The sequence below is a fragment of the Pseudoalteromonas sp. A757 genome (genome assembly GCF_004103285.1).
In the GTDB taxonomy this organism is placed as follows: domain Bacteria; phylum Pseudomonadota; class Gammaproteobacteria; order Enterobacterales; family Alteromonadaceae; genus Pseudoalteromonas; species Pseudoalteromonas galatheae.
Window position 1 is genome coordinate 1 of record NZ_QNQN01000068.1, and the last position, 12,538, is coordinate 12,538.

General features: G+C 41.9%; 12 protein-coding genes. 6 read left to right on the plus strand and 6 right to left on the minus strand.

The window, feature by feature from the left end:
* From DRB05_RS10945 to DRB05_RS10950, 3 genes are all read left to right on the plus strand, one after another.
* On the plus strand, window positions 1-450 hold a 450-nt coding region (locus DRB05_RS10945), incomplete at its 5' end, for a T6SS immunity protein Tdi1 domain-containing protein (protein WP_240036235.1).
* A 380-nt stretch (window positions 451-830) separates the two neighbouring features.
* Complete coding sequence (locus tag DRB05_RS23090; RefSeq protein WP_275669081.1) at window positions 831-956, plus strand: hypothetical protein; 126 nt, start codon at window positions 831-833, stop codon at window positions 954-956.
* Window positions 957-1,218: 262 nt separating this feature from the next.
* Window positions 1,219-1,482 (plus strand): hypothetical protein, encoded by a 264-nt coding sequence (locus DRB05_RS10950; RefSeq protein WP_128726971.1) that lies wholly within the window; start codon window positions 1,219-1,221, stop codon window positions 1,480-1,482.
* A 137-nt stretch (window positions 1,483-1,619) separates the two neighbouring features.
* Here the strand turns inward: DRB05_RS10950 and DRB05_RS10955 are convergent, their stop codons facing one another.
* Window positions 1,620-2,153 (minus strand): DinB family protein, encoded by a 534-nt coding sequence (locus DRB05_RS10955; RefSeq protein WP_128726972.1) that lies wholly within the window; start codon window positions 2,151-2,153, stop codon window positions 1,620-1,622.
* A gap of 186 nt (window positions 2,154-2,339) precedes the next feature.
* On the opposite strand from DRB05_RS10955, the gene DRB05_RS10960 reads away from it, so the two are divergent.
* Together DRB05_RS10960 and DRB05_RS10965 are read left to right on the plus strand one after the other, a co-directional pair.
* On the plus strand, window positions 2,340-3,068 hold the full coding sequence (locus DRB05_RS10960) for a glutathione peroxidase (RefSeq protein WP_128726973.1): 729 nt from the start codon (window positions 2,340-2,342) through the stop codon (window positions 3,066-3,068).
* Between the two features lie 290 nt (window positions 3,069-3,358).
* The gene (locus DRB05_RS10965; RefSeq protein WP_128726974.1) at window positions 3,359-4,819 is read left to right on the plus strand and encodes a dihydrolipoyl dehydrogenase; all 1,461 of its coding nucleotides are present in this window, start codon (window positions 3,359-3,361) and stop codon (window positions 4,817-4,819) included.
* Between the two features lie 44 nt (window positions 4,820-4,863).
* On the opposite strand, the gene DRB05_RS10970 is transcribed toward DRB05_RS10965, so the two are convergent.
* Genes DRB05_RS10970 through DRB05_RS10980 form a run of 3 tightly spaced genes read right to left on the minus strand, consistent with a single transcriptional unit; the run spans window position 4,864 to window position 8,136 of the window.
* Window positions 4,864-6,597, minus strand: coding sequence for an EAL domain-containing response regulator (locus DRB05_RS10970; RefSeq protein ID WP_128726975.1), 1,734 nt, complete (start codon window positions 6,595-6,597; stop codon window positions 4,864-4,866).
* A gap of 11 nt (window positions 6,598-6,608) precedes the next feature.
* Window positions 6,609-7,028, minus strand: coding sequence for a response regulator (locus DRB05_RS10975; protein ID WP_128726976.1), 420 nt, complete (start codon window positions 7,026-7,028; stop codon window positions 6,609-6,611).
* A gap of 10 nt (window positions 7,029-7,038) precedes the next feature.
* Complete coding sequence (locus tag DRB05_RS10980) at window positions 7,039-8,136, minus strand: PAS domain-containing sensor histidine kinase (RefSeq protein WP_128726977.1); 1,098 nt, start codon at window positions 8,134-8,136, stop codon at window positions 7,039-7,041.
* A gap of 258 nt (window positions 8,137-8,394) precedes the next feature.
* Here DRB05_RS10980 and DRB05_RS10985 point away from each other — a divergent pair, with 258 nt between their 5' ends.
* On the plus strand, window positions 8,395-9,318 hold the full coding sequence (locus DRB05_RS10985; RefSeq protein WP_128726978.1) for a diguanylate cyclase: 924 nt from the start codon (window positions 8,395-8,397) through the stop codon (window positions 9,316-9,318).
* A 109-nt stretch (window positions 9,319-9,427) separates the two neighbouring features.
* Here the strand turns inward: DRB05_RS10985 and DRB05_RS10990 are convergent, their stop codons facing one another.
* A complete protein-coding gene (locus DRB05_RS10990) occupies window positions 9,428-11,854 on the minus strand; it encodes an ABC transporter permease (protein ID WP_128726979.1) in 2,427 nt (808 codons plus the stop codon).
* A complete protein-coding gene (locus DRB05_RS10995; RefSeq protein WP_128726980.1) occupies window positions 11,847-12,536 on the minus strand; it encodes an ABC transporter ATP-binding protein in 690 nt (229 codons plus the stop codon). The genes DRB05_RS10990 and DRB05_RS10995 overlap by 8 nt, the downstream gene beginning before the upstream one ends.
* Between the last annotated feature and the right edge of the window lie 2 nt (window positions 12,537-12,538).

Genomic DNA, 12,538 nt, shown 5'->3' on the forward strand with positions numbered 1-12,538 from the left:
ATGCAAAATGACGGTGTAGATAGTTTCTATGTCATTGCAATAGATGCGTTTGGAAAAATGTATATTTGGGGTAAAAACTCGGGTAATTGCCTGAAAATCACTTCTCCCTACTGCATGATATTTCCTAATTTTAGTAACGATGATTACTTAGAAAATGGTGAGGAGCTAACTTTGGACTTATTTTTCTCAACAAAAATGAGCACCGAAATTGATCTAAAAGATCACAATGAAAAACCTCTTTTTGAACGTGCTGTCGAAAAGCTAGGCCCTCTTGAAAATGGAGAGATCTATGGCTTTGTGCCAGCTCTTGCCCTTGGTGGCGAACCTAAACTTGAGAATCTCCAAAAGGTAAAAGCCACGGAACATTTAGCTTTCCTAGCTGATCTTGGAGAGAAACGTGTTATGGCTGATATCGTCGCGCTATCTAACCAATTACCCCATAACCAATAGCACCTTTTTAAGTCCTTTAAATACAAAGGTGTCGCCAGGCTAGGTTCAACCATCTTCCTAGCCTACATTTCTCCACCAAATTTCTTCTGCTGCTTTCGTTTACATTTTTAATTAGAGAAACCACGGTTGTTAATCTTTAACTACTCTACTGAGATGGTATGCAGTGATAAGACAAAGCCATAAATAGAGGCCCAAGACGCATCATAACCATAGTCAAAGTTACCTTAAAAAAATACTGGAGAGACATCAACTGGCAAGACCTCGGAAAACAATCCGCCACGGAAGTTAAAAACACCGTCAAAGGCCTACGCGATTCACTTGATGACATATCTACCAGCTGGCACTACGACCTACAGCTTCCAGACGCCGCTATCGAAGACATGCAAGCCACGGTAAAACGCCTAGACGACACCAACACCACACCAGAAAAGCACAACTTCTCGGCGGATAAACCGACTCCCACAACGCTATATTATATCAGCTTGTGGTTTGAGGAGTCGGTGTGATGGGGGACGAAGCTTTCTTAATTCGCTCAATAACATCGTTTTAAAGGAATAAACAGGAGCGCATAAATACCACTTGAAGATATTTTTGGCTCTAACTACAGAAATGCGGTACGCGGAATAACTAGACTAGGTTCCAAGAAAAACCCCACTGGATACGAGGTTACAGATTTTTCAAACGGAAACGCCAAAGCTATATATCTAATAGAAGATGGTAACATTAAATTGCACACATTATACCCTGAACTAAAGAAGTAAATATACGATGAATAAACTTGAAGATCCTTTAAGAACCATTTTAAAAACTTATTGTCATGTCGAAAGACATGACCCCAGTATTTTGAGAAGAGCTGTCGGCATTGGAGAAGACTACCCTTATGACTTGATTAAAGTCAGAGCTCAACTTCGGGAGGTTATAGACTTAAATCTTATTTCACTAACAGAGTATGAAGAATTAACAGACGAAGATTTTGACTCGATAGAGGACCTTCATGAATGGCTAGAGGAGCTCTATTCAGAGTTATTATGAAAAGTTAGCGAGTGAAATTCTTATTAGCAGGCTTTACCGAACACGGTTTTTAAAGGCCTGTAGAGCTAATGTCTAGCTTTATAACCCTTCTCATTGCTGATAACACTAGACATAACCGAAGCGGTAAAGCTAGACCACTAACCAAATGATGTAGGGATCCGAGCTAATAGATCGGTTTCTCCCATATCAATACCAATCTGGCTGAGCAATGTCGTTATTTGCCCTCTATGGTGCGTCTGATGATTAAATAAATGATGCACTAAAAAACCAAACTGGCGAGAAAAGGTTTTACCTTGTGTGTTTTTGTAGTGTAAATCGGCAGCAAGCGCCTCCTCAGTGACTTCATCCGCAAATTCAACAATCACCTTATCCATTTCAGCTCTTGCCTGTCTCAACGCTGCAAAATCTTCATACAGCATCGCATCAAGTTTTGTCGGCAGCGGCATCGTTGCTACAACGTTCAGTGCTTCAACATGATAGCTATGCTCTGTATAGCGCTTAAGCCAAATAATATCAGCAACAAGAATATGGTTTAACGATCCCATGATGGAACCAAAAAAAGCCCCTCGATCTTGGTGTAATTCCGTGGCGCTCAATCCCGAAACAGCTTCATATAACCTTTCGTTCATCCAGCGATTGTAATCCGCCATTAATTCAAAGTTTGCTTTCATCTAAATATTCCCTACTCCCGTAAAAATTGACTAATCTCAATTTAGCGGCATTGGCTAGGTTAAAAAATACAAATATTTGAAGTTGAAAACAATCAATTTTATTGAACACTTTAATCTCAACTATCAATTATACAAATCAAAATGCGCACGGCATAATGGCTACATCAACTTAAGAAGGAAAGCAAAATGTTAAAGAGTATTGAAGGTCAACGCGTACCACAGGTTACATTCCCAATTAGAGAAAATGAAGAGTGGAAGCACGTCACCACCGATGAAATTTTTAAAGGCAAAACTGTGGTTGTATTTTCTTTGCCTGGTGCCTTTACACCAACATGTTCGTCAACGCATTTACCACGCTATAACGAGCTTGCCAGCGTATTTAAGCAAAATGGTGTCGACGAAATCGTGTGTTTATCCGTTAATGATACGTTTGTAATGAACGCATGGGCACAGTACCAAGAAGCGCAGAATATTACACTACTACCTGACGGTAACGGCGAATTCACTGACGGCATGGGCATGTTAGTTGATAAAAACGATTTAGGTTTTGGCAAACGCAGCTGGCGTTATTCAATGCTGGTAAAAGATGGTGTGATTGACAAAATGTTTATCGAACCGGAAAAGCCTGGCGACCCGTTTGAAGTATCAGACGCAGATACTATGTTGGAGTACATTAACCCACGCCAAATCAAACCAGAGCCGGTTACCATTATTAGCAAGATTGGCTGTCCATTCTGTGAAAAAGCCAAAGCCTTGCTAAAAGAAAAAGGACTGGCATATGAAGAGCTGGTACTTGGTCAACAAGCATCGCTAACCAGTCTTAAAGCGCTATCTGGTCGCGAAACCGTGCCGCAAGTATTTATCGGTGGTAAACACATCGGTGGCTCAGACGATTTAGCTGAATATTTCGCTTAATCACTCATCCCCCACAACATGACTTGGTGAACTTGTTCACCAAGTCAAAATGTTCCCCCTCAACACAACAAAACTCAATAGCTAATGGCTGTCATGGGGGAGTATACCAATTTAACTTAATACTTGCTCAATTTGAAGGAGCAAATCTGACGCTAACTGCGTTAAAAATTTCTCATTTAGAACAACTAAATAGCAAAATTTTTGCCTGGTTATCGACAAGATTTTCTCACCTCAAATAGACCTCTTAATTAAGTAAATTGGTATTACACTTTCTGATTTCGGAGCAAAAAATGAAAAAGATAAACACCGACGTAGTCGTGATTGGTGCGGGGACAGCGGGTCTCAGCGCCTATAGAAACGCCAAAAAATATACCTCAGAAGTTCTGATGATTGAGTCCGGTGTATACGGCACAACGTGCGCACGGGTTGGTTGCATGCCGAGCAAGTTACTGATTGCCGCTGCTGAATCCGCACACCAAATTGAAGTCGCACCTAAATTTGGTATTAATTTAAAACCCGCTGAAATTGACGGTAAAGCGGTTATGGCGAGAGTCAAACGTGAGCGAGATCGCTTCGTTGGCTTTGTCGTCGAAGCTGTAGACGAATTGCCTCTGCAGGATAAACTACGCGGCAGTGCAAAATTTATCAACAGCCATACAGTACAGTTGGACGACCACACGCAGATCACAGCTAAACGCTTTGTTATCGCTACGGGTTCAAGACCTAGCTACCCCGGTGCATTTAATAATTTTGGCGACCGCTTAGTCATTAACGATAACGTTTTTGACTGGGACGATTTACCCGGCTCAGTTGCCGTATTTGGCCCCGGTGTGATTGGCTTAGAACTAGGTCAAGCGCTACACCGACTTGGCGTAAAGGTCAAAGTATTTGGTGTCGGCGGTGGCCTTGGTCCACTAACCGATCCAATCGTCAAAGACTATGCCACCACTGTGTTTAGCGATGAGTTCTACCTCGATACTGATGCCAAAGTATCAGATATGAAACAGGTCGGTGACAAAGCCGAGCTTACCTACATTGACAAACAAGGGAAACCACAAACCGAGCAGTTTGACTATGTGTTGGCAGCCACAGGTCGTGTGCCCAATGTTGATAACTTAGGGCTAGAAAATACCACACTTGAGCTTGATGACCGAGGCGTTCCGCTAGCCGACCCACATACCATGCAATGTCTTGATAGCTCAGGTAACGCCCCGATTTTTATTGCGGGTGATGCCAGTAACCAGATCCCGCTTCTACATGAAGCCGCAGATCAGGGCACGATTGCAGGTGAAAATGCTGGTCGCTTCCCTGATGTGAGAGTGGGACTACGCCGTGCAAAGCTTGCGGCGGTATTTAGCGACCCACAAATTGCTATGGTTGGAGCAAGTTATAAAGAGCTGGAAAAGCAATATGGCAATTGCGGCTGCTTTGCCATCGGAGAGGTGAGCTTTGAAAACCAAGGCCGCAGCCGCGTGATGTTAAAAAACAAAGGCCATATGCGAGTCTACGCTGAGCAAGGCTCCGGGTTATTCTTAGGTGCCGAATTTGTCGGCCCCGCTGCTGAGCATATGGCGCATTTACTTGCTTGGGCGCTACAAAACAAGATGACCGTGCCACAAATGCTCGACATGCCTTTCTACCACCCAGTGATAGAAGAAGGCCTAAGAACGGCACTAAGGAATCTTAATGCAAACTTGAAGTTTGGCCCAGATATTATCAAACACTGTTTGGAGTGTGGTCCTGGCGCTTAATACAAACATCACAGGAGCCAGCCGCTACTGCTGGCTTTATCTTTCTACTGCATTGCTTTAAATTCTCTGGCAAGGTCGCGATTTACCGCTTTTATCGTTTTCACTACGGACTTTTCAGAAACAGGGCTCGAAAAGTAATAACCCTGAATTTTATCTACTTTTGCCTCTTTACAAACATAGTACTGCTGATATTTCTCAACACCTTCAACAACAATGCTCAACTGTAGGCTTTTGAGCATATCAATCAAACCCAAAAATATCCTTTTCCCTCTATCGTCTACCTCAATTCTGTCGGTAAGCGATTTATCCACTTTAACAATATCAATTGGATAATTGAGCAAATGTGATATTGAAGAATAGCCCGTTCCAAAATCATCTAGCGCAATCTTGCAGCCAAGCTCTTTTATGCGGCTTAGGCTTGATGTTACCCGTTTATTTTCATTTAAAAGCGCTGTTTCTGTTAGCTCAAACGTAAATAAAGTACCGTCCATATCTGCTTGCTTTAAACAATCATTGATGAACGCAGGCAGAGCAATGTCTCCGAGCTGTAATGGTGAAAGGTTTATTGCCAAACGAATAGGATATCCGCACTTTGTCTGTATCTGCTTTAATGTGGTGATCGCATGCTCAATAATCCACTTTCCCAAAGGCTCGATGAGCTTCGACTCTTCAGCTATCGCAATAAATTCTTGAGGATTGCTTGTGTATTTTGCCGTAGGCCACCGGATCAACGCTTCTAGAGACACCACTTTAGCCTGCTGAATATCGACAATTGGCTGAAATGCCAACTCTAACTCTTGCCTATCTATTGCGCCTCGTAAATCTTGCTCCACGTTATACTTCATCTGGAACTCGGTCTGCATATTATCTTCAAAAATACACGCCATTGTACTTTGGGAGGATTTAGCCCTAAATAGTGCAATATCAGCAAAACGTATTAAATCATCAGCGTTATTACCATTGAGCGGATAAAGAGAAATTCCCATTCTTACTTGGCAGTAGATGTCCAGCTCATAAATTGAATAGCTTCGACTCAACAAACGAACAAGCTTTTCAGCTTCTATTTTAATTTGCAGCGGGTTATCACAAGTCACCATCAAACAAGCAAACTCGTCTCCACCAAAGCGACTGACAATATCTTCTTGCTTGGTATGCCTATTAAAGCTTGCTCCTAGTTCAAGTAAAAGTTGATCGGCGATTTCATGGCCAAAACGGTCATTTATCTTTTTAAAATCGACGATATCGACGACAAGGATCCCAACACACTTATAGCGCTTTTTATCGGCTTGCATCAGCCGCTGGCAAGACTCCTCGAAGTAGTAACGATTATACAACCCCGTCAATGAGTCGCGCTCGGCCATCTGCTTTACTTGCAAGTAGCTATTATGCAGCTGACTTTCTAACTCAAAACGTTTTCTGGCTTGAATAATAGAACGGCTTAAAAGCGATGCAGTGACCTCTTCTTTGAGTAGAAAGTCCTGTACACCCAAATCTAGACATTTCAAAACCAACTCTTCAGAATGCGAATTGCTGATCATGACTATGGTTAAATCTTTAATATGGTTAACACGCCTGAGTTCGATGAGTAAGTCCAAACCATTTTTGGACGGCATATTGTAATCCAGTAGTAATAGGTCGAAGCAAAGCTCTTCGAGCGCAAATATTCCTTCTTCTACCGTACTGACTTCTGTCAATTGATGTTCAATCCCACCTTTCACTAGGGAGCGGCGGATCATCTTTCGGTCAACTATATCATCGTCAACAAGCAATATATTCATTTACAACCTCATTACTTAGTTGGAAACTGTACAATTCGCCAATACCCATCCAACATATCAACGAGGCTCATCATTGAGTTACTTGCTTCTTCTTTTAAAAAATATCCCGCTACGTTTTTTTCATAACTATGATGAATATCATCTTCATCTTTCGAAGTAGTAAGTACGAACACAACGGTATCTTGTAGCTCAGGGTCTTCTCTCAACCGAGCTAAAAACTCAAGCCCACCCATACGAGGCATTTTTAAATCTAATAAAACAATAAATGGATACTCTATTTTCTTAGCTTGTAAGAATTCTAACGCTTCAACGCCATCAATTGCCCGTACCATAGGGTTCATTATCTTGCGCTTTGCAAAACTGCGCTTTACTGTCATATAGTCAATGTCATCATCCTCGACGACCAGCACTGTAATATCATTATTTTGCATAAAATGAATCCTAATTAGGGTTAACTCTGGTATCTACTTTTGGCCACTTGAGTACAAACTCAGTGCCAACGTTACTATCTACAATATCAACTGAACCGCCATAGTGATTGAGCACTTTTTTAATGATTGCCAATCCCATACCGCTACCTTCTTGTTGATCTCTAGGTTTAAGCGTTTGGAACATTTCAAATACTTTCTCCCTATACTCAGGTGGGATCCCTGGACCATCGTCAATAAAATGCATTTCATACTCTTTAGCGCTTTCTTTAACGTGGATTATTAGTGAGCCATTTTCACAGTCATGGTGTTTAAGCGAGTTGCTAATTAAATTACGGGTAACAACTTCTAATGCCGTTTTCGGTAAGGTTACAATTAGAGAAGTGCATTCCAATTTCAGCTTCGCCTCAATATCAATAGAGTCATATATCTCTTTTGTAAATTCGCAGAATTCAAACGTTTCGTTTTCGCTATGCTTTCGATTTACCCGCGAGTAAATCAGTAAATCATGGAGCAATTTACTCATTCTCGACACACGCTGCTGAATTAAATCAAAATTCTCCTTAGCGCCTTCGGGTAACTCATCGCCGTAGTCTTCATCAATCCAAGTTACCAACTTAGAAATCGCATTGAGTGGCGCTTTTAAATCGTGAGAGGCAATATAAGCAAATTCGTCTAAGGCTTCATTGGAGCGCTTTAACTGAGCAACAAGATGCTCCCTTTCGGTCACGTCACTGGAAAGCCCCAAAATAAACGTCGCGCCTTTGGCATCATAGAATCGCTTTTTGCGAGTAAATAATGTTCTGACGCCACCATCTGGGAAATTGATAATCTCCAAACACTCTGCATACCCTGTTTCCAAGGCTTTTTTATCATCTTTGATAAACTCTTCAACTTCTTCTGGTTGATAAGAGTCAAGTGTGGTGTAGCCAATAATTTTCTCTCTGGCTTCTTCTGGATACATGGAGCAAAAAGCATCGTTCGCTTTTACGATCCTAAGCTGATCATCTTTGATAAAGGCGTAGTCTGGGATATTGTCAAAAATTAAATCGGAAAGAGAATCATCACCAATAAATCTGTCTGCTTTCTCAAGTGAGGTTGAGTCTGTCATAGGAATTTACTTTGGGAACAGGTAATAAGATCTATAGTAGGAAAAATACATTATTCAAGATAAAAGTAATTTAAATGTTACGCAATAAGTGTGTTACAGCATAAAAATGTCTACACTATATCTTACGTAGGGTTCTTTATTTATAGTGCAATGCTTGCCTAGTGCTAAGACTAATCATAGTCGCTTAAGCACACTCTACTTTTTAAATAGAGACGTAGCACATTAATCTGAGCCTGCAACAGAAACCAAGGCAGTAGCATGTTTGAAGACGTAGTAGAACTAAACAACTGTACCATAGTAGTAATAGAAGACTCACCACTCACTCAAAAGGTGCTATGCGCATGTTTAGAAGATATATGCAAAGTAGTTGCTTTTGAAAGTGCTGAGAAGGCCATGGAACATGTAAAACTTGCATTACCAGACTTAATCCTAATGGACTGGATGTTAGAAGGGATAACGGGCATAGAAGCATGTACGGAGCTTCAAAAAGATCCAATAACCGCCCGAATTCCCGTCATATTTGTGACATCCAACATTAAAGAAAATCAGCAAGAAATGTGCTGGGATGCAGGAGCTGTTGATTTCATCAGTAAACCAATCGTGGCGCGCACGCTGTTTAATCGCGTACTAACCCATCTGAAGTATAAAAAGCAAGCCGATCAACTTAGAGAGTATTCATACGTTGACGGACTTACCGAAGCGTTTAATCGCAGGTTATTTGATACTGACTTGGAGCGCCATTATCGCGGTGCAAAGCGCTCAAACAGTCCGCTTAGTATTGTGATGCTCGATGTTGACTATTTCAAACTCTATAACGATGAATATGGTCATTTGATGGGTGATGATGTCTTGAAGGTTTTTGTAAACACCGCTAAAAATCATATTCGTCGACCTATGGATGCGCTGTACAGGTACGGCGGTGAAGAGTTTGCCATCTTACTGCCTAATACCCCCTATTCTTTCGCCTTAGAGATCGCGCAAAGAGTTGTACAAACTTTCTTCGAAACCGCGATTGAACATAAACTTTCGCCACTAAAAGCCGTATCGGTTAGTGCAGGCGTCGCTACACTTAGCGAGGATAATATCAATCAACCAGTTGAAGCGTTAGTAGAAAGAGCAGACAAAGCGCTGTATGAAGCTAAAGAAAATGGTAAAAACCGAGTGTTTGGAGAGGCAATCTAGCAGCTATTCCTAAAGGCAAGGTGAATTTACGTACCAACAGTAAGCTGGTACGTAAATTCAACGCAGTTAATTACTTTTGCTATAACAGCACCGGAGGAGTTTATTCCTTTTACTCATATTTTAGTGATTTTACAGGCCGTGCTCGTGCAGCAACTAACGTTAACGAGCCAACCGTTAGCCAAGCGATTGCAAACGCTAAACTTGCTGCAATTAAAAATGGCACGATTGAAAGGTCAATACGATAGACAAAGTTGTTTAACCACTGCTGCATCACAAAATACGCAAGCGGCCACGCTATCAGGTTTGCAATCAGCACTTGCTTTGAGAATTCCTTGTTGATCAATATCACAATATCCATCACGGAAGCTCCAAGTACTTTACGTACCCCAATCTCTTTGGTGCGCCTTTTTGTAGTAAAAGAGGCAAGACCAAATAAACCTAAACATGCAATGAAAATAGCCAGTATAGAGAACAAGTTAAACACAATGATTTCTTTGTCTTCTTGGCGATACATCTGCTCAAATTTAATCTGTAGATAAGTCAGCTCCATTTCTTGTTCTGGTACTAGCTTGCGCCAGGTATCCTCTATGAAGTCGCGAGTTTGCGCTGTATCACCTTTAAATTTTATCGCCATCGAATTGCCTTCACTCTCTCTTAGCAAGTGATACGTTGGGCTTATCTCTGTTTTAAGTGAAGAAAAATAATAGTTGTGCGTTACCCCGATGATAGTCGCCATAGCGCTTGAATGGCGAGTTAATCGTACTTCAAATGTCTTACCAACTGCTTCATCAGCACTAAATCCTAAACTCTGCGCCGCCTTTTCATTAATCACAACCGAAAAACGCGGATTTGGCTCAGCCGCACTCGGCATCACAAACTTATCTGCAGGAAAATCGCGACTAAACCCTCGACCACTCAGTAACTTTATGTTGTAGCTGCTAAAATAATCTTCATCTACTGCCAATGTCGGCATGGTTTGTGACAATTGTGTTTTTGGATTAACCATCCCAAAAGCATCGACAATGGTCTCTGTTGGTACCGCTGAACTTGCTGTCACACTGACAATATTTGGATGAGAGAGCAGTTGTGTTTTTAGTGCACTACGTTGTTGACTGGCGATGTCTGTATAAAGACGGCTCAGCACAAAAGTATTGTCTTTGTCATAACCGAGTTCTATGGCTCTGGCATACTTTAGTTGCTGGTTAGATACTGTGGTGGCGATAATAAGCACCACGGCTACACTAAATTGAAATACCACCAGCCCTTTACGCAGCAGCGCACCAGATTTACCCTGTGTCACTTCTCCTTTTAGCACTTTAGCAGGTTTAAAGCGGCTTAGGTAAAAGGCAGGGTATGCGCCTGAGATTAAGCCAACGAATAACCCTAACAGCAACAGCGTAGTCAACACTAACGGCTCTGAATAGAAGTCAAAACTGAGCGGCTTGCCGATAAAGCTCGCAAACAAGGGCAAACCAGCTTCAACCAGCGCTACAGCAATGATCAACGCGATATAACTCAACATCATCGCCTCAACCACAAACTGCACAACTAAATGCTGCTGTTTAGCGCCTAATGTCTTACGTACTCCCACTTCCTTTGCGCGCTTGGTGGCTGTGGCAGTCGACAAATTCATAAAGTTAACACACGCAATAAAGAGAATAAGCGCTGAAATAACACTAAACGAATAAACGGTATTGATATCACCATTTTCTTTCATTTCACCATACTGATGTGAGTGAAGATAAATATCGGTGACAGGCATTAATTCAAAGCCAAGGGTGTCGCTAGTTCCTGGGCCATAATGATTTTCTAAATAATTTGGGATTTTTGCTTCAACATCTTCACCGGTTACCCCATCCGCTAATTTAACGTAGGTGAAATAGTTAAAACTTGGGTCACGCTGCCAGCTGTTATCACCATAATAAGTGGTGGCCGTTGCCATACTGATGAGCGCAAAGACATTTAAATGGGTGCGCAGTGGCAAATCTTTTATCACGGCGCTCACTTTTAACGGTAGTTTTCCTGCACCAAGTAAAGACTCTCCGACAACATTCGTACGACCAAAATAGAGCATTGCAGCTGCTTGGGTTAAAACAATGGTGTTTGGAGCCTCAAGTGCCGACTGACGCTCTCCGTCAATTACATCTAAGGAGAAAAAATCGACAAAGTTGGGATCAGCGAGGAATACACCATCATGAAGAAAACTTTCCTTGCCGTGTCCAAGCGCAACACTCACTTCTCGAAAGCGAGTAGCATCGATCACTTCTTCAAAATGTGCTTGATAGTTTTCAGCGTTAAATACTTGCCCTTGCGCATAGTATTGTTCAGGCGCACTTGGCGGCATCCATTTTACAGACGAGCGATAGATTTGCTGATGACCCTTAATAAACTTGTCATAACCCAACTCAGACTCAACAAAGATGGCCATACTGATACAAATAGCTAAACCAATCGCCAAACCCAAAATATTGATTGTCGAGTAGAGCTTTTGTTGTAGTAAACTGCGATACGCGATTAACAGGTAGTTTTTAAGCACAACGAACCTCCTGCATTTGACTCGAAACAATATGGCCATCCAATACATGGATCGTGCGATGCGCGTAATTTGCATGGTGATCTGAGTGCGTCACCATGACTATCGTTACTCCTTCTTGGTTAAGCTGTGCTAACAGCCCCATGACTTCTTCACCATTTTTTGAGTCAAGATTACCGGTTGGCTCATCCGCTAGAATCATTTTTGGCTTTGCAACAATAGCACGCCCAACTGCAACCCTTTGCTGTTGACCACCTGAAAGCTGCTGTGGGTAATGATCTTTGCGATGCGCAATATTTACTTTTTCAAGCACGGCAATCACACGCTGTGCTCGCTCGGCTTTAGCGATCCCCTGATAAATAAGCGGAAGCTCAACGTTCTCATACACAGTGAGCTCATCGATAAGGTTAAAACTTTGGAAGATAAAGCCAATATTGTCTTTACGAATATCAGCAAGCTGGCCTTCACTTAAATGGCTGATGTTCTTGCCATCAAAAACATACTCGCCACCATCAATATGGTCTAGCATGCCGATGATATTGAGTAAGGTAGACTTACCTGAACCTGACTGTCCCATGATAGCAACGAACTCGCCACGCTCTACGGTCACCGTGACATCCTCAAGGGCGTAAGTCTCAACCAGCTCAGTACGAAAAACTTTATTTATTTTAGTTAGATGTAACATAT

Bases quoted from the DNA above. Each gene is read 5' to 3' on its own strand.
- DRB05_RS23090 (WP_275669081.1), top strand. From the start codon at position 831: ATGCAAGCCACGGTAAAACGCCTAGACGACACCAACACCACACCAGAA.
- DRB05_RS10950 (WP_128726971.1), top strand. From the start codon at position 1,219: ATGAATAAACTTGAAGATCCTTTAAGAACCATTTTAAAAACTTATTGT.
- DRB05_RS10955 (WP_128726972.1), bottom strand. From the start codon at position 2,153: ATGAAAGCAAACTTTGAATTAATGGCGGATTACAATCGCTGGATGAAC.
- DRB05_RS10960 (WP_128726973.1), top strand. From the start codon at position 2,340: ATGTTAAAGAGTATTGAAGGTCAACGCGTACCACAGGTTACATTCCCA.
- DRB05_RS10965 (WP_128726974.1), top strand. From the start codon at position 3,359: ATGAAAAAGATAAACACCGACGTAGTCGTGATTGGTGCGGGGACAGCG.
- DRB05_RS10970 (WP_128726975.1), bottom strand. From the start codon at position 6,597: ATGAATATATTGCTTGTTGACGATGATATAGTTGACCGAAAGATGATC.
- DRB05_RS10975 (WP_128726976.1), bottom strand. From the start codon at position 7,028: ATGCAAAATAATGATATTACAGTGCTGGTCGTCGAGGATGATGACATT.
- DRB05_RS10980 (WP_128726977.1), bottom strand. From the start codon at position 8,136: ATGACAGACTCAACCTCACTTGAGAAAGCAGACAGATTTATTGGTGAT.
- DRB05_RS10985 (WP_128726978.1), top strand. From the start codon at position 8,395: ATGTTTGAAGACGTAGTAGAACTAAACAACTGTACCATAGTAGTAATA.
- DRB05_RS10995 (WP_128726980.1), bottom strand. From the start codon at position 12,536: ATGTTACATCTAACTAAAATAAATAAAGTTTTTCGTACTGAGCTGGTT.